The following is a 21,553-nucleotide window of genomic DNA, read 5'->3' as shown; positions in this document are numbered from 1 at the left end:
GAGCGCGCGGGTATCTTCGTACTGTACGAAACCGTTTCGTTCGGATGGAGACCGGTCATGGCTCGCAGCAGGCTCACCCCAGAGCGTGAGTCCGAGCTGTACGAAGCCGTGCTCGACCTCCTCCGTGAGGTCGGCTACGACGCCCTCACCATGGACGCCGTCGCCGCCCGCACTCACTCCAGCAAGGCCACCCTCTACCGTCAGTGGGGGAGCAAGCCGCAGCTCGTCGCCAGGGCCCTGCGCCACAACAAGCCCGTCAGTCTCGGAGAGATCGACACCGGCACGTTGCGCGGCGACTTCCACGCGATGCTGGAGCGGACCGACGACTGCCAGATGGAGAAGGACTCCGCGCTGATGCGGGGTCTGGCCCATGCCGTCCACGACAATCCCGACCTGCACCGGGCGCTGCGCGAGCTGCTCATCGAACCCGAGATGACCGGACTCGACGAAGTGCTGCGCCGAGCGGTGGACCGAGGCGAGGTCAGCGCCGACAACCTGGCTCTGAAGCTCGTCCCCCACATGCTGATCGGGGCGTTCGTCGCCCGCCCGCTGATCGAAGACCAGCCGGTCGACCACGCCTTCCTCAGCGCCTACGTCGACGCCGTCGTGCTCCCCTCACTCGGCGTCTCGCCCGGCGGCTGACCCGCAAGCCGCAAGCCGCAATCCGCAACCCGTACCGGCTCCCCGGCCGGTGTCACCGATACGTCCTCACCCGCACCCTCCTCATCCCGCACCCTCCTGACGCTGCGCACCGCTCACGCCGTCGGGCCGGCTCCCCATGCCCTGTCCCACTCACCAATGGGAGTACGCCCCCGTGGCCACGTTTCTCTACAAGCTGGGTCGCTCCGCCTTCCGGCGCCGACGGCTCGTCGCCCTTCTCTGGGTCGCGCTGCTCGCGCTCGCCGGAGCCGGTGCCACCACCGCGCCCGCCGCGACCTCCAGCTCCTTCTCGATACCCGGCACCGAGGCCCAGAAGGCCTTCGACCTGCTTGAGCAGCGCTTCCCCGGCGGCAACGCCGACGGGGCCACCGCCCGCGTCGTCTTCAAGGCCCCCGACGGCCAGAAGATGACCGACGCGCCGAACAAGGCCAAGGTCGAGAAGGTCGTCGGCGAGCTGAAGTCGGGCTCCGACCAGGTCGCCTCCGTCACCGACCCCTACACCGCCCGGGCGGTCTCCAAGGACGGCTCGACCGCCTACGTCTCCGTCAGCTACAAGGTCTCCGGCATGGAGCTGAGCGACGCGACCCGCGAGGCGCTGCAGAAGACCGGCCACGACGCCCAGGGGCGGGGACTGACCGTCGAGATCGGCGGCGACGCGCTCCAGACCGTCCCGGCGACCGGCGCGGGCGAGATCGTCGGCGTGGTCATCGCCGGCATCGTCCTGGTCATGACCTTCGGCTCGCTGGTCGCGGCCGGACTGCCGCTGCTCACCGCCATCATCGGCGTCGGCATCGGCGTCTCTTCGATCACCGCGCTCGCGAGCGTCCTGGACCTCGGCTCCACCACCTCCACGCTCGCGATGATGATCGGCCTCGCCGTCGGCATCGACTACGCGCTCTTCATCGTCTCCCGCTACCGCGCCGAGCTGGCCGAGGGCCGGGAGCGCGAGGACGCCGCGGGCCGCGCGGTCGGCACGGCCGGCTCCGCCGTCGTCTTCGCCGGTCTGACCGTCGTGATCGCGCTGGTCGGCCTGGCCGTCGTCAACATCCCGATGCTGACGAAGATGGGCTTCGCCGCCGCCGGTACGGTCCTGATCGCCGTCCTCATCGCGCTCACCCTGATCCCGGCCCTGCTCGGGTTCGCGGGCTCCAAGGTCATGGGCCGCAAGCAGCGCAAGAGCGCTGTCGACGTGACGAAGGCAGACTCCAAGCCGAACGCGGGCACCCGCTGGGCCCGGTTCGTGATCCGCCGCCCCGTCATGGTCCTGCTCGTCGGTGTCCTCGGCCTCGGCGCGATCGCGCTGCCCGCCGCCTCGCTGGAGATGGGCCTGCCCGACGACGGTTCCGCGCCCACCTCCACCAGCCAGCGGCGCGCCTACGACCTGCTGTCGGACGGGTTCGGTCCCGGGTTCAACGGGCCGCTGATGGTCGTCGTCGACGGGGACAGGGCCGCCGCCGACTCCACCGTCGAGAAGATCAAGGTCCTGGACGGGGTCGTGGCCGTCACGGCGCCCACACCCAACAAGGCCGGCGACACGGCGATGATCACGGTGGTCCCCAAGGACCGGCCCTCCTCGGTCGAGACGGAGGAGCTGGTCCACGACATCCGCGACGCGACCGGCGACAACGTCCTGGTCACCGGCGCCACCGCGATGAACATCGACTTCTCGCAGAAGATGAACGACGCGCTGCTGCCCTATCTGGCGCTGGTCGTCGGTCTCGCCTTCCTGCTCCTGATGGTGGTGTTCCGCTCGATCCTGGTGCCGCTGAAGGCGGCCCTCGGCTTCCTGCTCTCGGTGGTCGCCGCCCTCGGCGCGGTCGTCGCCGTCTTCCAGTGGGGCTGGCTCGGCGGCCTCTTCGGGGTCGAGCAGCCCGGACCGATCATGTCGATGATGCCGATCTTCATGGTGGGCGTCGTCTTCGGCCTGGCCATGGACTACGAGGTCTTCCTCGTCACCCGGATGCGGGAGGCGTACGTCCACGGGGAACGCCCCGGCGAGGCGATCGTCACCGGCTTCCGGCACAGCGCCCGGGTGGTCACCGCCGCCGCGGTGATCATGATCGCGGTGTTCTCCGGATTCATCGGCATGGACGACCAGATGATCAAGATGATCGGCTTCGGTCTGGCCATCGCGGTCCTCTTCGACGCCTTCGTGGTCCGGATGGCGATCGTCCCCGCGGTGCTCGCGCTGCTCGGGCACAAGGCCTGGTGGCTGCCGAAGTGGCTGGACAAGGTGCTGCCGAACGTGGACGTGGAGGGCGAGGGGCTGGCGAAGGCCACCGGCTCCCCGGACGCCACGCGGCGGGAACTGATCAACGTGTGAGCCCCGGGGCGGCCTCTTGAGCGGAGGGGCACACCCCGGAACGCGCCGGAACCCGTGGGGACGGGGAGCCGACGCGGCCCTACGCCGTCATCGTGTCGACGAGCTCGATGAGCTCGACGCGGTGACGGCGTAGGTGTGCCGGAGGAAGCGCACGAGGGCCGTCGAGTCGAACTGGACGACCGCGACACCGTCCGCCGTGTGGAACTCGACGATCGTCTGCACCCGTCCGCACGGCCAGATCCCGATGTCCCCGCGGCGGGCGGGGGCGCGCATCCCGGTTTCTAGGAGGGCGCGCGGAAAGGACCACTCGATGTTGCCGGGGAAGACGAAGCGCACGGTGGCGGGGGCGGCGTCCGCGTCGTAGCGCAGGGCGACCGGGACGGGTCGGGAGAGGGGGGCGTCGGTGATGATCCTGCCTTTGGCGTGATCCTCGATGGCGTGGTCTTCCGCGGCGGGCTGCATCGGCCGACTCCTCACACTCGTATTACTAGTCCCTAATGTCCCATATTTCGCGGACCATGCGTCGATCTCATGTGAGACGCCTCACGACAGGCCGACGCGTACGCGCCTCATCGCGACTCTCATCGCGCACTTCATCGCGACCTCATTTGTGATGTGTGCGCTCTTGCAAGCTCTTTGCAGGTGGCGCTTATCATCAGTGCCGTGCATGTACCCGACGGATTCATCAACGCCCCCGTGTCGGCCGCTGCCGGAGTCGTCGCCGCGGGCGCCGTCGCCGTCAGCCTGCGCGGAGCCCGCAGGGAGCTGGACGAGCGGACGGCTCCGCTCGCCGGTCTCGTCGCGGCCTTCATCTTCGCCGTGCAGATGCTGAACTTCCCCGTGGCCGCCGGGACCAGCGGACATCTGCTCGGCGGCGCGCTCGCCGCCATCCTGGTCGGGCCGTACACGGGTGTGCTCTGCATAGCCGTCGTCCTGCTGATGCAGGGCATCCTCTTCGCGGACGGCGGTCTGACCGCGCTCGGCGTGAACATCACCGTCATGGGTGTCGTCACGGCCGTCGTCGCGTACGCCCTCTTCCGCGGACTCGTCCTCGTCCTGCCCCGGACCCGCCGCTCGGTGACCGTTGCCTCCTTCGTCGCCGCGCTCGTCTCCGTGCCCGCCGCGGCCGCCGCGTTCACCCTGGTCTACGCGATCGGCGGCACCACCGACGTACCGATCGGCAAGGTGCTCACCGCGATGGTCGGCGTGCACACCCTGATCGGTATCGGCGAGGCCGTCATCACGATGCTGACCGTCGGCGCGGTCGTCGCCGTCCGCCCGGACCTCGTCCACGGCGCCCGGGGCCTGACGGCCCCGCTCAAGCTGCGCGTCGGCGGCGAGCTGGTCGACGCGGCCCCGGCCACCGCCGCGACGCCCGCCCCGGCCACCACCGCGACGCCCGCCCCGGCCGGCTCCCCGAAGAAGGTGTGGATCGGCGGCCTGATCACCGCCCTCGTCCTGGCCGGCTTCGTCTCCTTCTACGCCTCCGCGAACCCCGACGGCCTGGAGAAGGTCGCCGCCGACAAGGGCTTCGACAAGAACGTCGAGGAGCACGCGGCGGCCGGCTCCCCGCTCGCGGACTACGGCGTCAAGGACGTCGAGGACGCCCGCCTCTCGGTCGGTCTGGCGGGCGTGATCGGCGTGGGTGCGACGCTCGCCGTCGGCACCGGCGCCTTCTGGGTGGTGCGCCGCCGCAAGGCCGCCGCCACGGGCGCGCAGGTCTGACATGGGGGCGGGGCACGCCCACAAGCTGTACCGGCGGGAAGACTCGCCGGTCCACGCGCTGCCCCCGCACACCAAGCTCGTGGCCGTCCTCGGCTTCGTCGTGGTCGTGGTCTCCACACCCCGCGAGGCGGTCTGGGCCTTCGCGCTCTACGCCGTCCTGCTCGGCGCCGTGGCGGCGGCGGCCCGCCTCCCGGCCGGTTTCGTGCTGCGGCGCCTCGTGATCGAGGTCCCGTTCGTGGCCTTCGCGTTCCTCATGCCGTTCGTCGTCCCCGGCGAGCAGACGACCGTCGCCGGCGTGTCGCTCTCCGTCCCCGGCCTCTGGGGCGCCTGGAACGTCCTCGCCAAGGGCACCCTCGGCGTCGCCGCCTCCGTGATCCTGGCCTCGACCACCGAGCTGCGGGCGCTTCTCCTCGGCCTCCAGCGGCTCCGGCTGCCCCCGCTCCTCGTCCAGATCGCCTCCTTCATGATCCGGTACGGCGATGTGATCACCGACGAGATGCGCCGCATGTCCATCGCCCGTCGCTCACGCGGCTTCGAGGCGAGGGGCGTCCGCCACTGGGGCGTCCTCGCCAAGTCGGCCGGCGCGCTCTTCATCCGCTCGTACGAACGCGGTGAACGCGTCCATCTGGCGATGGTCAGCCGGGGGTACGAGGGGTCCATGCCGGTCATCGACGAGGTGACCGCGACCCGGGCCCAGTGGACCTACGCCGCCGCGCTTCCGTTCACCGCCCTCCTCATCTGCCTCGCCTGCCTCATCGGACGGATGCCATGACTCCTCCTTCGCTGGACGTGCGCGGCCTCGCGTACGCGTACCCCGATGGCCACCAGGCGCTCTTCGGCGTCGACCTGACCGTCGAGCGCGGCGAGCGGGTCGCGCTGCTCGGCCCCAACGGCGCCGGCAAGACCACCCTCGTCCTCCACCTCAACGGCATCCTCACCGCCGGCGCGGGAACGGTCGCCGTCGCGGGGCTCCCCGTCGAGAAGCGGAACCTGGCCGAGATCCGGCGCCGGGTCGGGATCGTCTTCCAGGACCCGGACGACCAGCTGTTCATGCCGACGGTGCGCGAGGACGTGGCGTTCGGCCCGGCGGCGGCCGGGCTGCGTGGGCCGGAGCTGGAGGCGGTGGTGCTCCGGGCCCTGGAGCGGGTCGGCATGGCGGAGTACGCGGACCGGCCGCCGCACCACCTCTCCTTCGGCCAGCGGCGCCGGGTGGCGGTGGCGACCGTGCTCGCGATGGAGCCGGAGATCCTCGTCCTGGACGAGCCCTCCTCCAACCTCGACCCCGCCTCGCGCCGCGAACTCGCCGACGTCCTGCGCTCCTTGGACGTCACGGTCCTCATGGTCACCCACGACCTTCCGTACGCCCTGGAACTGTGCCCGCGCTCGGTGATCCTCAGCGACGGGGTGATCGCGGGGGACGGGCGTACCGGGGACGTCCTGGCGGACGCCGACCTCATGGCCCGCCACCGCCTGGAACTCCCCTTCGGCTTCGTCCCCCAGTCCGTCTGACCGCACCCGGAATCGGTCGCGGCACCCCCCACGTTGCACCATGGGGTCGGCATCAGTGGATCGAGAAGGAGTGTGGAGCGCGTGGACGTCCGGGGCACGGTGGCGGCGGGATTCGAGCCGGTCAGGGACGCGTTCCTGCGCAACTTCGAGCAGCGGGGCGAGCGGGGCGCCGCCGTCGCCGTGTACCGCGACGGCGTCAAGGTCGTCGACCTGTGGGCGGGCACCCGGGACGTCGACGGGGAGACCCCGTGGGCCGTGGACACCGCCCAGGTGGTCCGCTCGGCGACCAAGGGCGTCGCCGCCGCCGTACCGCTCCTGCTCCACCAGCGCGGACAGCTCGACCTGGACGCCCCGGTCGGCACGTACTGGCCGGAGTTCAAGGCGGCGGGCAAGGACCGGGTGAGCGTACGGCAGCTCCTCGCGCACCGGGCCGGGGTGCCGGTCCTCGACCGGCCGCTGACCCTCGCCGAGGCCGTCGACCTGGAGACCGCGACGGACGCGATCGCCGCGCAGGCGCCCGTCTGGGAGCCCGGCACGGCGCACGGCTACCACGCCCACACCTTCAGCTGGCTCCTCAGCGGCCTGGTCCACCGGGTCACCGGCCGCACCATCGGCCGCTGGGTCGCCGAGGAGATCGCCCGCCCCCTCGGCCTCGACCTGTGGATCGGGCTGCCGTCCGAGGAGGCCCACAGGGTCGGCCGCCTGGGCCCCGTCGACGAGATCGAGCCGCCCGGAAGCGGCGCCCTGAAGCTGCGCCCGAAGCGCTCGGTGACCGAGGCGTACAGCGACCCCGAGTCGCTGACCCGGCGCGCGTTCGGGGCGATCGACCCCAAGCCGGACGAGAACGACCCCGTCTACCGGGCCGCCGAACTGCCCGGCTCCGCCGGCGTCTCGACCGCCCGGGCGCTGGCCCGCTTCTACGCCTCGACCCTCGGCCCCGTCGACGGCGGCGTCCGCCTCTTCGCCCCGGCGACCCTGACCCTCGCCCGCACGGAGGAGTCGGCGGGCCCGGACCGCGTCCTGATGGTCGGCACCCGCTTCGCCCTCGGCCACATGCTCCACGGCCCCGCCTCCCCCCTCCTGGGCCCCACCTCCTTCGGCCACCCGGGCCGCGGCGGCTCCCTGGCCTTCGCGGACCCGGAGTCGGGCATCGCCTTCGGCTACGTCACGAACGGCATGCGCAAAACGGTCACGGCAGACCCCCGCGCCCAGTCCTTGGTCCGCTCGCTGCGCACGGCCCTGGAACGGGAGTCCTGAGCCGCCGCCCTCACACGCTCGGGGCCAGACTGAAGACGATCAGCGGGAACATGCCGCGCCGGTACAGGCCGACGGTCACATCGGGCACCCCCAGGTCGTGGCTGCCCAGTCCCTGGTGCGAGCCTGCCCGCCGCGCCGGGTTTCGGCGTGCCGCTCGCTGAACGCTGGTGCGTTCCGGCCGGGCGGTGTTGTGATCAGGGCATGGACAGATTCGAGGGGTACGCGGCGCTGATCACGGGTGGGGCGCGCGGGATCGGGGCCGCCACGGCTCGCAGGCTGGCCGGCGAGGGGGCGCGGGTGATGGTCGTCGATGTGGATGAGGAGGCGGCGCGGGAGGTGGCCGAAGGGCTGCCGGGGGCGTGTGCCGTGCGGTGCGATGTGGGGGATCCGGAGTCGGTGGCGGCGGCGGTCGCGTACGCCGCCGAGGCGTTCGGGCGGCTCGACGTGCTGGTCAACAACGCCTTCGCCCGGGACCTGCCGGACACGGCTCGATTCGAGGACGAACCCGAGGACGGCTGGCGGGATCAGTTCGGCGTCACGCTGATGGGCGCGGTCCGCTGCGCCCGCGCCGCGCTGCCGTTGCTCGCGGCGGGCGGGCGCGGCGCGATCGTCAACATCGGCTCGGTCAACGCCGAGGCGGACTTCGGCGGCCACGCCTACAGCGCCGCCAAGGCGGGCCTCGCCTCCTTCACGCGGACCCTGGCGGGGGACGCGGCCCCGCGCGGGGTCCGGGTCAACCTGGTCACCCCGGGCACGATCGCCACCCGCGCCTGGGAGACCCGGCAGGCCCAGCTGGCCGCGCTCGCCGACCGCGTCTACCCGCTGGGCCGGGTCGGCACCCCCGAGGACATCGCGGCCGCCGTCGCCTTCCTCGCCTCCCGGGACGCGGCCTGGATCACCGGCACGGCCCTTCGGGTCGACGGCGGGCTGCTCGCGGTCAACACCCACTTCGCCGAGGTGCTCGGGGAGTTCGGAGAGTAGCCCGGTGTCAGGAGGTGGTGTGCAGCATCAGGCCAATGCCCACCACCATCAGTCCGGCCGCCGCCACCCGCGCACCCCCGAACCGCTCCTTGAAGAAGAGGGCACCGATCGCCGCCCCCACGATGATCGAGGACTCGCGCAGCGCCGCGATGGGAGCCAGGGCCGCCCTCGTCTGCGCCCACAGGACCAGGGCGTAGGCGGCGACCGAAAGAGCCGCCCCGAGCAGGCCCCGGACGGCGTGGGGGCGGAGTTGGGCAAGGAGGGCGGATCGACGGCGGACGAGGGCGTACGCCGGGATCGCCAGGCCCTCCAGGACCATCAGCCAGGCGATGTAGCCGAGCGGGGTCCCCGAGGCGCGCACCCCGACGCCGTCGACGACCGTGTAGCCCGCGATCGCCAGGCCCGTCGCGCCGGCCGCCAGCAGGGCCGGCCAGTCGGGGCGCCGGCCGGAACCCCGGATCCCCCACAGAGCCAGCCCCGTCAGGCCCGCGCAGGCGAACGCGACGCCGGTGAGCTGCCAGCCGTCCGGGATCTCGTCGACGAAGACGGCGGCGAGGACGGTCACCGCCAGCGGAGCCGTACCGCGCGCGATCGGATACATCTGGCCGAAGTCGCCCAGCGTGAACGACCGCATGAGCAGGGCGTAGTAGCCGATGTGGAGCAGGGCGGAGGCGATGAGGTACGGCCACGCCCCGGCCGCCGGCAGCGGTACGAAGAGGGCGAGGGCCCCGCCGATCAACGCCCCGCCGCCGGATATGAGCGTGAAGGAGAGCAGCTGGTCGCGGATGGTGTGGGCGATCGCGTTCCAACTCGCGTGCGTGACGGCGGCGATCAGGACGGCCGCCGCGACCAGCGGTGTCACGTCGTCCGCTCGCGCACGTCCACCAGGGCGCCGCCCGCGTGGGCGATCAGCTGCTTCGGTTCGAGGGCGAACACCGTGTGCGGGTCACCGGCCGCCGCCCACACCACGTCGTGGTCGAGCAGCCCCCGGTCGGCCAGGACCCGGGTCGGGGTGCGGTGTCCAAAGGGCGGGACGCCGCCGATCGCGTACCCCGTGGTCTCCCGTACGACCCGGGCGTCGGCCCGCGTCACGGCCTCGGCGCCGAGCTCCTGCCGCACCCGCTCCACGTCGACCCGCGAGGAGCCGTCCATCAGGACGAGGACCGGGTCCCCGTCCGCCGCGAAGATCAGCGACTTGACGATCTCGGAGACCTCGCAGCCGATGGCCTCGGCGGCCTGGGCGGCGGTGCGGGTCTCGTCGGGGAAGCGGCGGATCTCGACGTCGAGACCCAGGTTCCGCAGGGCCTCGGCGAAGAGCGGATGCGCGAACGATTCGGTCATGGCCCGCACGCTAGCGGTACGTGTACGGGCCACGCGAGCGCGTTTCCCGCCGCCCCGTGCGCCCGCCGTCGGCTCACGGGTGCGCGCCGCGTCGAGCCCCCGCGCGCCGCGCCCCCGCGCGCCGAGCCCGCCGCGCCGCCGCGCGCCGAGTCCCGTCGGCTGCCGAGTCCCCGCCTCCGCCGCCGCTTCCGCGCGCGCCGAGCCCGCGCCCGCCGCGCCCGCGCCGCGCCCCGCCCCCTCACCCCGCCTTGAGCACGCTCGCGACCACCGGGCCCGCCGCGTCCCCGCCGTGTCCGCCCGACTGGACGACGGCGGCGGCCGCGAGGTCCCCGGCGAAGCCGGCGAACCAGCTGTTGGAGGTCTCCTGCCCGCCCACCTCGGCCGAGCCCGTCTTCGCGCCCTTGTCGCCGCGCACGCCCGCCATGGCGTCCGCGCCCGTGCCGCTGGTCGCCGTGAGCCGCATCATGTCGCGCAGCTGGCGGGCGACCGGCCCCGGCAGCGAGCGGGTGGCGGTGGCGAACGGCCGGTCGTCCAGGCTTTGGGCGACGAGGAACGGCTGCTTGAAGGTGCCGTTCTTCGCGGTGGCGGTGATCGAGGCGATGTTGAGCACGTTCATCTGGACGGTGCCCTGGCCGATGTACTGGGCGGCCGCCTCGCCCCGCGTCTCGGCCGGGATGCTGCCGTCGAAGGAGTCGATGCCCGTCTTCCAGTTGTTCAGGCCGATGCCGAAGACGTCCCGGGCCTCCTTGCCGAGCGCCGCGTCGTCGCCGACCTCGTCGATCTTCTTGATGAAGGCGGTGTTGCAGGACTCGGCGAAGCTCTTGGAGAAGGGCACGTTCCCGAGCTCGAAGTAGTCCAGGTTGCGGAAGGTGGTCCCGTAGTACATGGCGTGCTTCGAGCACTCGGCGGGCCGGTCGGCCGCGACCAGGCCCTTCTCCAGGAGCAGCGCCGCCGTGACGATCTTCAGGGTCGAGCCGGGCGCCTGCTTGCCGAGGAAGGCCGTGTTGTAGCCCTGCGCCGGGGCGTTGGCGACCGCGCGTATCTCCCCGGTGCTCGGCTTGATCGCGACCACCGAAGCCTGCCCGAACCGCTTCACCGCCTGCTCGGCCGCCGCCTGCGCGCCGGCGTCGATGGTGGTCTTCAGCGTGCCCGGCCTGCCCGGGGCGAGGGTGAGGAGCGTCGTGTTCGGGACGCCCTCGGTCTCGCTCTCGACCCAGGTCTCGACGCCGGGCCGCCCGCCGGTCCCCGCCCCGTACTTCTCCCGCAGCTGGTCCAGGATCGGCCCCAGCGAGGGGTACTTCTCCTTCGTCAGCTCCCGGCCCTTGTGGTCGACGGCCTTGATGGCGGCGGTCTTCGCGGCACCCGTCCGAAGGGAAGCGCCCTTGGTGAGCTTCGGGTGGATGACGGCCGGGGCCCAGTCGACCAGCGGCCGGCCGGTGGTCAGCCCGCGCACCACGGTCAGTTCGGAGGTGTACGTCCAGGGCTTCGACGTCCCCTCGTACGTCACGGTGGCGCTGACCGTGAACGGCACCTTCGCGCCGACCGGCCGCCCGGGGGTGATGACGGCCTTGGAGACCTTCGCCCCCTCGCGGTGGCCGAGCACGGCGGGCCCGGCCTCGACCGGGTTGTTGGTCAGCTGGGCGGCCCGGTCCGACTCCCCGGCGGCCCACGCGGCAAGGAACTCCTCGGCGGTCCCCGTCACCTCGTCTTCGGTGACCGGACCGGACCGTTTCTCCCCGGCCCCCGGACCGGCCCCCGAACGGGAGCCCACGTCCACGCCCCCGTTGATCCCGTTCCAGAGGTTGTAGCCCCCGTATCCCACTCCGCTCGCGATGACGACGAAGACGCCCCCGACGATCGCGACCTTGACCCCACTGCGCATGGCTGCGCCTCCCCTCCCCAGGCGATCCCTCCAACCTAGGTGACAGGAGTGACAGCCGAGACGGTTGTTACCGGAAAGCGACCGGCGTCTCACTGCCCGACTATTCAATGTTTTCTGAATTCAGGATCCGGTGTACTTTCATGGCATGCTGACAGTCGCCCCCGACATCGAGGTGCTGGCCCGCTTCGGCCGCGCGCTCGCCGACCCGATCCGCTGCCGCCTCCTGCTGGCGCTGCGGGAGGCCCCGGCCTATCCCTCCGAACTCGCCGACGCCCTCGGCATCTCCCGCACCCGGCTGTCGAACCATCTGGCCTGCCTGCGGGACTGCGGCCTGGTCGTCACCGTCCCCGAGGGCCGCCGCACCCGCTACGAGCTGGCCGACGCACGTCTCGGCCACGCCCTTGACGACCTGCGCGCCGCCGTCGTCGCGGTGGAGAGCGACCGTACGTGCGCGGACGCCGAGACCGAGGGCTGCTGCTGAGATGACCGCGATGTCCCTGGGACCGTCCCCCGCCCGCCGGGACGCTCTGGCGAGGCGCATACGGCTGCTCGTCGCGGCGACGATCGTCTACAACGTGATCGAGGCGGCCGTCGCCCTCACCGCCGGCGCCCTCGCCTCCTCCACCGCGCTGATCGGCTTCGGCCTCGACTCGGTCATCGAGGTGTCCTCCGCCGCCGCCGTGGCCTGGCAGTTCTCCGCGACCGACCACGCGGTCCGGCAAGCGCGCGAGAAGACCACGCTGCGGATCATCGCGGTCTCCTTCTTCGCCCTCGCCGCCTACGTCACCCTCGACGCGGTCCGCGCCCTGACCGGGGCCGGCGAGGCCGGACACTCCACCCCGGGCATCGTGATCGCCGCCCTCTCCCTGCTGGTCATGCCGTTCCTGTCGGCCGCCCAGCGCAAGGCCGGCCGCGCACTCGGCTCCGCCAGCGCGGTCGCCGACTCCCGGCAGACGCTGCTCTGCACCTACCTGTCGGCCGTCCTCCTGGCCGGCCTGCTCGCCCACAGCCTCCTCGGCTGGACCTGGGCCGACCCGATCGCCGCCCTCGCCATCGCCGCCATCGCCGTCAAGGAAGGCCGCGACGCCTGGCAGGGCAAGGGCTGCTGCGCCCCTGCCCCGGCAACCAGGACACCCGTTGCAACCAGGTCCCCCGCTGCAACCGGGTCCCCCGCTGCAACCAAGTCCCCCATTACACCCACGTATCCAGCCACATCCTGCTGCGCCACTGATCCAGCGGGATCGACGTGCCCGTGTAGATCGGCCAGAAGTAGATGAAGTTCCAGACGATCAGCAGCACCAGCGCCCCGGCGCCCACCGCGCCGAACGTGCGGCGCCGTTCCGAGGAGCCCGGTGGGCCGATGATCGCGCCGATCATCATCGTCACCGCGAGACAGAGGAACGGCACGAACACCACCGCGTAGAAGAGGAAGATCGTGCGTTCCTGGTAGAGGAACCACGGGACCCAGCCCGCCGCGATGCCGCACGCGATCGCGCCGGCGCGCCAGTCGCGGCGGAAGAACCAGCGCCACAGGATGTACAGGATCGCGACGCAGCCCGCCCACCACAGCAGGGGCGTGCCGAGCGCGAGGACCTCCTGGGCGCACTTCTCCGTCGCGGTCGTGGGGCAGCCCGCCTCGCCCGGGGACGGGCTCTCGTAGAAGTAGGAGACCGGGCGGCCGAGGACGATCCAGCTCCACGGGTTCGACTGGTACGTGTGGTGCGAGGTCAGATTGACATGGAAGTTGTAGACCTCGGTCTCGTAGTGCCACAGGCTCCGCAGCCAGTCCGGCAGCCACGCCCAGAAGCCGCCGCCGGTCAGCTTGTCCTGCTCGGCCGCCCAGTTGCGGAAGTACCCCTTGTCCGAGGCGATCCAGCCCGACCACGTGGCCACGTACGTGACCACCGCGACCGGCACCACCGAGACGAACGCCGGGACCAGGTCCCGCCTGAGGACCGCCAGATACGGATGGACCGCGCCGGCCGTGCGCCGTCCGCCCGCGTCCCAGAGCACCGCCATCAGACCGAACGCGGCCATGATGTAGAGGCCGTTCCACTTCGTCGCGAAGGCCAGGCCCAGCATCACCCCGGCCGCGAGCCGCCACGGCCGCCAGCCGAGCCGCAGGGTCTCCGCCACGCCCGCGTCCGGCCGCAGCACCCCCTCCTCGTCCTCGGGCAGCGCCGCCGCCAGCCGCCGCCGCGCCCAGTCCCGGTCCACCAGCAGACAGCCGAAGGACGCCAGGACGAAGAACATCAGCACCTGGTCGAGCAGCGCCGTGCGGCTCATCACGAAGTGCAGGCCGTCCACCGCGAGCAGCAGCCCCGCCAGACACCCCAGGAACGTCGAGCGGAACAGCCGCCGCCCGATCCGGCAGAGCATCAGCACGGACAGCGTGCCGAGCAGCGCCACCATGAAACGCCAGCCGAACGGCGTGAAGTCGAACATCTTCTCGCCCAGGCCGATGACCCACTTGCCCATCGGCGGATGGACGACATAGCCGGGCTCGGTCGGGATCATGACCGAGTCCGGATTCGTCAGGATCGTCTTGTCGATGTCCTTCGGCCACGCCCCCTCGTACCCCTGGTTGATCAGGGCCCAGGAGTCCTTGGCGTAATACGTCTCGTCGAATATCACCGCGTGCGGCTTGTCCAGCCTCCAGAACCGCAGCAGCCCCGCGAGCAGCGCCACCAGCAGCGGACCGCCCCAGGCCGCCAGCCGCCAGATCCGGTGCGCGAGGCCGGAGGATACCCCGAGCAGCGCCCACATCCGCTCCGACGGGCGGGTGTACGGCGGTACGAGACGCTCCCGCAGCCCGGGCCCCGCGGCGCTCCTGGCGGGGGGTACGTAGCCGAAGCGCCGCAGACGCTGCTGCCACGAAGGGGGCTCTTCCACGGCGTGCTGACCCTGCAGGGCCTCGGGTGCGGTACTGGTCACCGCGCCATCGTAGGGAACGCGCCTGTGCGAGTCGCCTGTCCGGGCTGGGAGGATGACCCATGTGACAGGAACGCTGGTACTTGCAGGGACCCCCATCGGGGACATCGCGGACGCCCCGCCGCGGCTCGTGGCCGAGCTGGAGGGCGCCGACATCGTCGCCGCCGAGGACACCCGGCGGCTGCGCGGCCTGACCAGGGCCCTCGGTGTGCACACCACGGGCCGGGTCGTCTCCTACTTCGAGGGCAACGAGTCCGCCCGTACGCCCGAACTGGTCGAGGCGCTCGTGGGCGGCGCGCGCGTGCTGCTCGTCACCGACGCGGGCATGCCGTCCGTCTCCGACCCCGGCTACCGCCTGGTCGCCGCCGCCGTCGAGCGGGACATCAAGGTCACCGCCGTCCCCGGCCCCTCCGCCGTGCTCACCGCGCTCGCGCTGTCCGGGCTGCCCGTGGACCGCTTCTGCTTCGAGGGCTTCCTGCCCCGCAAGGCCGGGGAGCGGCTCGGACGGCTCCGCGAGGTGGCGCAGGAGCGCAGGACGCTCGTCTACTTCGAGGCCCCGCACCGGCTCGACGACACCCTCGCCGCGATGGCCGAGGTCTTCGGCGCCGAGCGGCGCGCCGCCGTCTGCCGCGAGCTGACCAAGACGTACGAGGAAGTGAAGCGCGGCGGCCTCGGCGAGCTGGCCGCCTGGGCCGCGGAGGGTGTACGCGGCGAGATCACGGTCGTCGTCGAGGGCGCCCCGGAGACCGGGCCCGCCGAACTCGACGCCGAGGAGCTGGTCCGCAGGGTGCGGGTGCGCGAGGAGGCGGGGGAGCGGCGCAAGGAGGCCATCGCGGCGGTCGCCGCGGAGGCGGGTCTGCCCAAGCGCGAGGTGTTCGACGCCGTCGTCGCGGCGAAGAACGCGGCGGCGCAGGGGCATGTGGCGGCGCCGGCGCAGGGGCCCACGAACGGGTAAAGGTTTATCGTGAAAGGCAAAGCGAAACCCGCGTGGCAGGCCTTCTGAGGGCCTCAGAGCAAGGGGAGGCCCAAGGGCTTCCCATTGTTTCACCGGCGCTGATGCGCTCCGGCCGGATAAGGCGTCCACTGGTTCGGTGGAGAGGAGCTGGCATGAGTGAGATCACCGGCACCGGAGTACCCGTCGCCCATGAGGCGTACGCCTTCGCCTGCATGCGCTGCGGATACGGCTGGGAGCAGGCGTACGACATCGAGCATCACGTCGATCCGGCCGGCCAGGAGTTCATCATCTACCGGGCCGGTGGCGAGCGGGTGCCCTCGCCGCTGTCCAGCCCGACCTGCCTGAACTGCGGCGGCCATGTCGTCCGCATCATGCGCGCGGGCCAGGTCTCGTCGGCGGTGAGCTCCTGGGAGGAGGTCTACCACCCGCGCGAGACCCGGGAGGGCAGGCCGTTCGCCCCGGCCGGGCCGATCGGGCCCGCGGGACCGATCGGGCAGGACCTGGAGCGCAACCAGGGCATCGAGCGGGCCGAGAGCGCGCGGAAGCACGTCCCCAAGACGGGCGGCCCGCAGGGGGACGCGCCGGGCCCGGTCCATGTGGAGGAGCCCCGCAAGCCCCACCGCCGCCTGTCGGACCTGTTCCACCGCAAGCCCCCCGCCGCATAGCGTCCTGCCGCCGCACGGCGTCCCGCGTACGCGTCCCGCTCGGGCCGCGCTCGTAGGCCGTCGCGAGTGAACTCATGGCCCCTCGTACGATCGGGGCCATGAGTTCCAAGGACGCCCCGCCGCCGCTGCCCGAGCCCCTCCTCGTGGAGGTGGCGGACTCGCACACCCACCTGGACATGCAGTCCGGCACCGTCGAGGAGGCCCTCACCAAGGCCGCCGCCGTCGGCGTCACCACCGTCGTCCAGGTCGGCTGCGACATCAAGGGCTCCCGGTGGGCCGCCGAGACCGCCGCCGCGCACGAGAACATGCACGCGGCCGTCGCCCTGCACCCCAACGAGGCGCCGCGGATCGTCCTCGGCGACCCCGACGGCTGGTCCCGGCAGGGCGCCCGGGAGGCGGGCGGGGACGCGGCGCTCGACGACGCGCTCGCCGAGATCGACCGGCTCGCCGCCCTGCCGCAGGTCCGCGGCGTCGGCGAGACCGGCCTGGACTACTTCCGTACCGGTCCCGAGGGGATGGCCGCCCAGGAGCGCTCCTTCCGCGCCCACATCGAGATCGCCAAGCGGCACGGCAAGGCGCTCGTCATCCACGACCGCGAGGCCCACGCCGACGTACTGCGCGTCCTGGACGAGGAGGGCGCGCCCGAGCGGACCGTGTTCCACTGCTACTCCGGCGACGCCGACATGGCCCGGATCTGCGCCGACAAGGGCTACTACATGTCCTTCGCGGGCAACGTCACCTTCAAGAACGCCCAGCCCCTGCGCGACGCCCTCGCCGTCGCCCCGCTGGAGCTCGTCCTGGTGGAGACGGACGCCCCGTTCCTCACCCCGGCGCCGTACCGCGGACGGCCGAACGCGCCGTACCTGATCCCGTTGACCGTCCGCGCGATGGCCGAGGTGCGCGGGATCGGCGTGGACGACCTGTGCGCGGCGATCGCCGCCAACACCGCCACCGCCTTCGATTACTGATGAATAACGGTTACGGCATGTAGTCGAGGCGCTTTGGAGAGTGACCGGCGATCCCGCTAGGGTCCCGGCCTCGTGAGCAACTCGCAGGGAAGCCACCGGGCCGCACGGGGCGGGCGCCGGCCGGACCCCTCCCTCCATGAGCAGCCGACCCTCGCGGCGCCCCTCGTGCCGGGCCAGGGCGCGCCGCCCGCCACCACGCCCGCCACCACGCCCGCCACCACGCCCGCCACCACGCCGGCCGTGCCCGCGACGCGCGCCGAGGCCCGGCGCGCCGCGCGGCGCCGCAAGTCCTCCGCTCCCGCCGCCGACAGCCTGCGGCGCCTCCTCCCGCAGGCCCTGGTCGTCGCCTTCCTGGCCGGCGGCACCAGCGCCTTCGTCGCCAACGACAAGGCCGTCCGGCTCTCCGTCGACGGCGTCCCGCGCACCCTGCACACCTTCGCCGACGACGTCGACGAACTCCTCGCCGACGAAGGCCTGACCGTCGGCGCCCACGACATCGTCGCGCCGGCCCCCGACGCCGAACTGGCCAACGGCGACGAGATCGCCGTCCGCTACGGCCGGCCCGTCGCCCTCACCCTCGACGGGCAGCGCCGCCAGGTGTGGACCACGGCCAGGACCGTCGACGACGCCCTGCGCCAGCTCGGCGTCCGCGCCGAGGGCGCGTACCTCTCCGTCTCCCGCTCCGCCCCCATCTCCCGCAGCGGCCTCACCCTCGACGTACGGACCGAACGGACCGTCACCTTCCTCGCCGACGGCCGCGAACGGACCCTGCGCACCAACGCCGCGACCGTCCGCGAGGCCGTCGAGGAGGCCGGGATCACCCTCTCCGGGCAGGACACCACCTCCGTACCGCCCGGCTCCTTCCCGCGCGACGGCCAGACGATCACCGTCCTGCGGATCACCGGCACCAAGGAGGTGCGCGAGGAGCCGATCCCGTACGCCGTCGAGCGGACCCGCGACCCCGGACTCTTCGCCGGCACCGAGGTCGTCGAGGAGCAGGGCGTCCAGGGCGTGCGCCGGGTCACGTACGCGCTGCGGACCGTCAACGGGGTCCGGCAGAAGCCGAGGAGGATCCGCGAGGAGGTCGTCCGCGAGCCCGTCACCCGGAAGGTGAAGGTCGGCACCCGGCCGCTGCCCTCGTCGGTGGCGGGCGCGGACGGGCTCGACTGGGCCGCGCTGGCGGCCTGCGAGTCCGGCGGGCGGCCGAACGCCGTCGACCCCTCGGGGACCTACGGCGGGCTCTACCAGTTCGACCCCGGCACCTGGCGCGCGCTCGGCGGCCGGGGCGTCGCCCAGAACGCGCCCGCCTCGGAACAGACGTATCGGGCCAAGAAGCTCTACGTGCAGCGGGGGGCGAGTCCGTGGCCGCACTGCGGCCGTAGGCTGTACCGGTGAGCACCGCCACTGGCCCCGAAAGCCCCGACGCCCTCCTCGGCCCCGCCGACATCCGTGAGCTGGCCGCCGCCCTCGGCGTGCGCCCCACGAAGCAGAAGGGCCAGAACTTCGTCATCGACGCCAACACCGTCCGGCGCATCGTCCGCACGGCGGAGGTGCGCCCCGACGACGTGGTCGTCGAGGTGGGCCCCGGGCTCGGCTCGCTGACCCTGGCGCTGCTCGAGGCCGCGGACCGGGTGACGGCCGTCGAGATCGACGACGTCCTGGCCGCCGCCCTGCCGGCGACGATCGAGGCCCGCCTGCCGGGGAAGAAGGACCGTTTCGCTCTCGTCCACTCCGACGCCATGCACGTCCAGGAGCTGCCGGGCCCGCCGCCGACCGCGCTGGTCGCGAACCTTCCGTACAACGTGGCCGTGCCCGTCCTGCTGCACATGCTGGACCGCTTCCCGACGATCGAGCGGACGCTGGTGATGGTCCAGGCGGAGGTCGCGGACCGGCTCGCGGCCCGGCCGGGGAACAAGGTCTACGGCGTGCCGTCGGTCAAGGCGAACTGGTACGCCGAGGTGAAGCGGGCCGGCTCGATCGGCCGCAACGTCTTCTGGCCCGCGCCGAACGTCGACTCGGGCCTGGTCTCGCTGGTGCGACGCACGGAGCCGGTGGCGACGACCGCCTCCAAGACCGAGGTCTTCGCGGTCGTCGACGCGGCCTTCGCCCAGCGCCGCAAGACCCTGCGGGCCGCCCTGGCGGGGTGGGCGGGCTCCCCGGCGGCGGCCGAGGAGGCCCTGGTCGCGGCGGGCATCTCGCCCCAGGCACGTGGCGAGGCGCTGACGGTGGAGGAATTCGCCCGGATCGCGGAGGAGAAGAAGTGACCAGTACGGACCACACGGGCCCCACCCGCGACGCGGCCGCCGACCTGGCGGCCGTCACCGTGCGGGTGCCCGCCAAGGTGAACGTGCAGCTGGCGGTGGGCGGGGCGCGGGCCGACGGGTTCCACGACCTGGCCAACGTCTTTCTCGCGGTGTCGCTGTACGACGAGGTGACGGCGGCCCCGGCCGACGAGCTGCGCGTCACCTGCGAGGGCCCGGACGCCGACAAGGTGCCGCTGGACCGGACGAACCTGGCGGCGCGGGCGGCCGAGCTGCTCGCCGCGCGCCACGGCATCTCCCCGAACGTCCACCTGCACATCAGGAAGGACATCCCGGTCGCCGGCGGCATGGCCGGCGGCAGCGCCGACGGCGCGGGCGCGCTGCTCGCCTGCGACGCGCTGTGGGGCCTGAACTCCTCGCGCGCCGAACTCCTCGACATCTGCGCCGTCCTCGGCAGCGATGTGCCGTTCAGCCTGGTCGGCGGCGCCGCCCTCGGCGTCGGGCGCGGCGAGCGGCTGACCGAGCTGCCGGTGGGCGGCGCGTTCCACTGGGTCTTCGCCGTCGCCGACGGCGGGCTTTCGACCCCGGCGGTGTACGGCGAGTTCGACCGTCTCCACGAGGGCGTCGACGTCCCCGAACCGGTCGCCTCCCCGGCGCTGCTCGACGCCCTGCGCACAGGGGACGCCACCGCTCTGGCCGGCGCGCTGGTCAACGACCTGCAGCCGGCCGCCGTCTCCCTGCGGCCGTCCCTCGCCGCCACCCTGGAGACGGGCACGACGGCCGGCGCGCTGGCCGCCCTGGTCTCCGGCTCGGGCCCGACGACGGCGTTCCTGGCCAAGGACGCCGAGTCGGCCGAGGCGGTGGCGGCCGCCCTGATCGCCTCCGGCACCTGCCGCACCGCCCACGTGGCCACCTCCCCGGCCCCCGGCGCGACGGTCCTGGACCAGCCCTTCTCCGACTAGCCCTGCCGGCCCAGCCGGGCCAGGAGCAGGTTCGGGTCCTTCACGGGGGCGAAGTAGGACGCGCTCGGGACGTACACCTTCCGGTCGCGTACCGCCACGGAGGTCGGGTTGGACAGCCCGTCCCGCGCGGTCAGGACGATCTTGTGTGTGCCGTCGGGGCGGACGAGGGCGACTTCGTGGTCCGCGATCAGGGCGGCGAGGACCATGTCGCCGTGGCGCCCGTCGCCGTGGCGCCTGTCGTCGTGGCGCCCGTCGTCGAGGCGCCCGTCGTGGTGGTGCCCGCCGTCGGGGCCCGTGAAGGTGAAGTCGTCGATCCAGTCGAGCCCGGTCGCCCGGGTCTCGATCGGGCCGGCGCTCTGGTCGGGCCGTACCGGGATGCGCAGCAGCGTCTTCCGGTCGGTGTTGGACACCCACACGGCGCCGTCGTGGACCTGGACGCCGTTGGCGCCGACGCCGAACCCGGCGGGGGCGGCGAGCGGCTGGAGCGCCGCTCCGGTGGCCCAGGCCGTGGGCGTGCCCCCGTCCCGGGGAACGCGCCAGACGGTACCGCGCACCGAGTCGGCGACGTAGAGCGCGTCGCACTCCTCGTCGAGGGCGAGGCCGTTGGGGAACCCGTCGGCCGGCAGTGGCGCGATCAGCTCTGGCGCGCCGCCCTCGGGGTCGATCCGGTAGATGCCGGTCGCGTCGGTGCCGGTGGCGTAGTTGACGTACAGCGTGCCGTCGTCGGCGCGGGCGAGGCCCATGGCGACGGCCGCGCCCACGATGGGGGTGTTCGGATTCGCCACGGCGGGCAGGGTGGCGAGCACCCGCCGGTTGCCCTGCTTGTCGACGTTGACGACCTGCCGGGTGAAGGAGAAGGACAGGTCTGCGGAGCCGTCCGGTTCGAGGGCGATGCTCTCCGGCGTCTGTCCGGCGGCGAAGTCGAAGCGGGCGACGACGCGGGGGTCGGAGACGGTCGGTTCTCCCCCGGCCTTCGGCCGGGCGGACCCCGCTCTCGCTTCGTTCGCCGAGGTGGGGCCTGACACGAGCAGGGTGAGGGCGACGGTGGCCGTGGCGGCGGCGACCAGGCGGGGGAGTCGGGACATGGGCCTCTCCTTGGGCGGGCGCGGGGGGTTGCGCCGAGGTACGCGGCA

At 72.8% G+C, this 21,553-nt stretch carries 21 protein-coding genes and 1 pseudogene; 15 read left to right on the top strand and 7 right to left on the bottom strand.

What is annotated here, in order from left to right; translation table 11 throughout:
- The first annotated feature begins 57 nt into the window (after window positions 1-57).
- Both ACF06X_RS23230 and ACF06X_RS23225 read left to right on the top strand, forming a co-directional pair.
- Window positions 58-642 carry a TetR/AcrR family transcriptional regulator gene (locus ACF06X_RS23230; RefSeq protein ID WP_392289195.1) on the top strand — a complete coding sequence of 195 codons (585 nt, stop codon included), beginning with the start codon at window positions 58-60 and terminating at the stop codon, window positions 640-642.
- Window positions 643-814: 172 nt separating this feature from the next.
- A complete protein-coding gene (locus ACF06X_RS23225; RefSeq protein ID WP_392289194.1) occupies window positions 815-2,983 on the top strand; it encodes an MMPL family transporter in 2,169 nt (722 codons plus the stop codon).
- An 87-nt stretch (window positions 2,984-3,070) separates the two neighbouring features.
- On the opposite strand, the gene ACF06X_RS23220 is transcribed toward ACF06X_RS23225, so the two are convergent.
- Complete coding sequence (locus tag ACF06X_RS23220; protein WP_392289193.1) at window positions 3,071-3,445, bottom strand: SsgA family sporulation/cell division regulator; 375 nt, start codon at window positions 3,443-3,445, stop codon at window positions 3,071-3,073.
- A gap of 201 nt (window positions 3,446-3,646) precedes the next feature.
- Between ACF06X_RS23220 and ACF06X_RS23215 the strand changes: the two genes are divergently transcribed.
- The 4 genes from ACF06X_RS23215 to ACF06X_RS23200 all read left to right on the top strand — a co-directional run bounded on the left by ACF06X_RS23215 (window position 3,647) and on the right by ACF06X_RS23200 (window position 7,474).
- Window positions 3,647-4,708, top strand: coding sequence for an energy-coupling factor ABC transporter permease (locus ACF06X_RS23215; protein ID WP_392289192.1), 1,062 nt, complete (start codon window positions 3,647-3,649; stop codon window positions 4,706-4,708).
- Between the two features lies 1 nt (window position 4,709).
- Entirely contained in the window at window positions 4,710-5,480 is a 771-nt protein-coding gene (gene cbiQ, locus ACF06X_RS23210; protein WP_392289191.1) for a cobalt ECF transporter T component CbiQ, read from the top strand.
- A complete protein-coding gene (locus ACF06X_RS23205; protein ID WP_392289190.1) occupies window positions 5,477-6,217 on the top strand; it encodes an energy-coupling factor ABC transporter ATP-binding protein in 741 nt (246 codons plus the stop codon). The genes cbiQ and ACF06X_RS23205 overlap by 4 nt, the downstream gene beginning before the upstream one ends.
- Before the next feature lie 81 nt (window positions 6,218-6,298).
- Window positions 6,299-7,474, top strand: coding sequence for a serine hydrolase domain-containing protein (locus ACF06X_RS23200; protein WP_392289189.1), 1,176 nt, complete (start codon window positions 6,299-6,301; stop codon window positions 7,472-7,474).
- A gap of 16 nt (window positions 7,475-7,490) precedes the next feature.
- Here the strand turns inward: ACF06X_RS23200 and ACF06X_RS23195 are convergent.
- Window positions 7,491-7,586: pseudogene (locus tag ACF06X_RS23195) on the bottom strand (YdcF family protein); the annotation flags it as partial.
- An 89-nt stretch (window positions 7,587-7,675) separates the two neighbouring features.
- Between ACF06X_RS23195 and ACF06X_RS23190 the strand changes: the two are divergent.
- Complete coding sequence (locus ACF06X_RS23190; RefSeq protein ID WP_392289188.1) at window positions 7,676-8,455, top strand: SDR family NAD(P)-dependent oxidoreductase; 780 nt, start codon at window positions 7,676-7,678, stop codon at window positions 8,453-8,455.
- A gap of 7 nt (window positions 8,456-8,462) precedes the next feature.
- Here ACF06X_RS23190 and ACF06X_RS23185 read toward each other — a convergent pair whose 3' ends face one another.
- From ACF06X_RS23185 to ACF06X_RS23175, 3 genes are all read right to left on the bottom strand, one after another.
- Window positions 8,463-9,317, bottom strand: a complete 855-nt coding sequence (locus ACF06X_RS23185) for an EamA family transporter (RefSeq protein ID WP_392289187.1) — start codon at window positions 9,315-9,317, stop codon at window positions 8,463-8,465.
- Window positions 9,314-9,796: a YbaK/EbsC family protein gene (locus ACF06X_RS23180; RefSeq protein WP_392289186.1), complete on the bottom strand. Its 483-nt coding sequence runs from the start codon at window positions 9,794-9,796 to the stop codon at window positions 9,314-9,316. The genes ACF06X_RS23185 and ACF06X_RS23180 overlap by 4 nt, the downstream gene beginning before the upstream one ends.
- Before the next feature lie 238 nt (window positions 9,797-10,034).
- Window positions 10,035-11,678: a penicillin-binding transpeptidase domain-containing protein gene (locus tag ACF06X_RS23175; RefSeq protein ID WP_392289185.1), complete on the bottom strand. Its 1,644-nt coding sequence runs from the start codon at window positions 11,676-11,678 to the stop codon at window positions 10,035-10,037.
- Between the two features lie 145 nt (window positions 11,679-11,823).
- On the opposite strand from ACF06X_RS23175, the gene ACF06X_RS23170 reads away from it, so the two are divergent.
- Both ACF06X_RS23170 and ACF06X_RS23165 read left to right on the top strand, forming a co-directional pair.
- Window positions 11,824-12,159, top strand: coding sequence for an ArsR/SmtB family transcription factor (locus ACF06X_RS23170; protein ID WP_392289184.1), 336 nt, complete (start codon window positions 11,824-11,826; stop codon window positions 12,157-12,159).
- Between the two features lies 1 nt (window position 12,160).
- On the top strand, window positions 12,161-12,955 hold the full coding sequence (locus ACF06X_RS23165; RefSeq protein WP_392289183.1) for a cation transporter: 795 nt from the start codon (window positions 12,161-12,163) through the stop codon (window positions 12,953-12,955).
- On the opposite strand, the gene ACF06X_RS23160 is transcribed toward ACF06X_RS23165, so the two are convergent.
- The gene (locus ACF06X_RS23160) at window positions 12,870-14,612 is read right to left on the bottom strand and encodes a dolichyl-phosphate-mannose--protein mannosyltransferase (RefSeq protein WP_392289182.1); all 1,743 of its coding nucleotides are present in this window, start codon (window positions 14,610-14,612) and stop codon (window positions 12,870-12,872) included. The genes ACF06X_RS23165 and ACF06X_RS23160 overlap by 86 nt on opposite strands.
- Window positions 14,613-14,664: 52 nt before the next feature.
- Between ACF06X_RS23160 and rsmI the strand changes: the two genes are divergently transcribed.
- From rsmI to ACF06X_RS23130, 6 genes are all read left to right on the top strand, one after another.
- Entirely contained in the window at window positions 14,665-15,564 is a 900-nt protein-coding gene (gene rsmI, locus ACF06X_RS23155) for a 16S rRNA (cytidine(1402)-2'-O)-methyltransferase (RefSeq protein WP_392289181.1), read from the top strand.
- A 152-nt stretch (window positions 15,565-15,716) separates the two neighbouring features.
- Window positions 15,717-16,229, top strand: a complete 513-nt coding sequence (locus ACF06X_RS23150; RefSeq protein ID WP_392289180.1) for a hypothetical protein — start codon at window positions 15,717-15,719, stop codon at window positions 16,227-16,229.
- A gap of 98 nt (window positions 16,230-16,327) precedes the next feature.
- On the top strand, window positions 16,328-17,197 hold the full coding sequence (locus tag ACF06X_RS23145) for a TatD family hydrolase (RefSeq protein WP_392289179.1): 870 nt from the start codon (window positions 16,328-16,330) through the stop codon (window positions 17,195-17,197).
- A gap of 72 nt (window positions 17,198-17,269) precedes the next feature.
- A complete protein-coding gene (locus ACF06X_RS23140) occupies window positions 17,270-18,592 on the top strand; it encodes a ubiquitin-like domain-containing protein (protein WP_392289178.1) in 1,323 nt (440 codons plus the stop codon).
- Entirely contained in the window at window positions 18,589-19,461 is an 873-nt protein-coding gene (gene rsmA, locus ACF06X_RS23135; protein WP_392289177.1) for a 16S rRNA (adenine(1518)-N(6)/adenine(1519)-N(6))-dimethyltransferase RsmA, read from the top strand. Before ACF06X_RS23140 ends, rsmA begins: the two co-directional genes overlap by 4 nt.
- Window positions 19,458-20,420 carry a 4-(cytidine 5'-diphospho)-2-C-methyl-D-erythritol kinase gene (locus tag ACF06X_RS23130; protein WP_392289176.1) on the top strand — a complete coding sequence of 321 codons (963 nt, stop codon included), beginning with the start codon at window positions 19,458-19,460 and terminating at the stop codon, window positions 20,418-20,420. The genes rsmA and ACF06X_RS23130 overlap by 4 nt, the downstream gene beginning before the upstream one ends.
- On the opposite strand, the gene ACF06X_RS23125 is transcribed toward ACF06X_RS23130, so the two are convergent.
- Window positions 20,417-21,505, bottom strand: coding sequence for a hypothetical protein (locus ACF06X_RS23125; RefSeq protein ID WP_392289175.1), 1,089 nt, complete (start codon window positions 21,503-21,505; stop codon window positions 20,417-20,419). The genes ACF06X_RS23130 and ACF06X_RS23125 overlap by 4 nt on opposite strands.
- Between the last annotated feature and the right edge of the window lie 48 nt (window positions 21,506-21,553).

It is taken from the genome of Streptomyces sp. NPDC015346, assembly GCF_043078785.1.
GTDB lineage: Bacteria > Actinomycetota > Actinomycetes > Streptomycetales > Streptomycetaceae > Streptomyces.
Note: the sequence above shows the minus strand (reverse complement) of the source record. Positions and strands in the feature narration are given on the sequence as shown.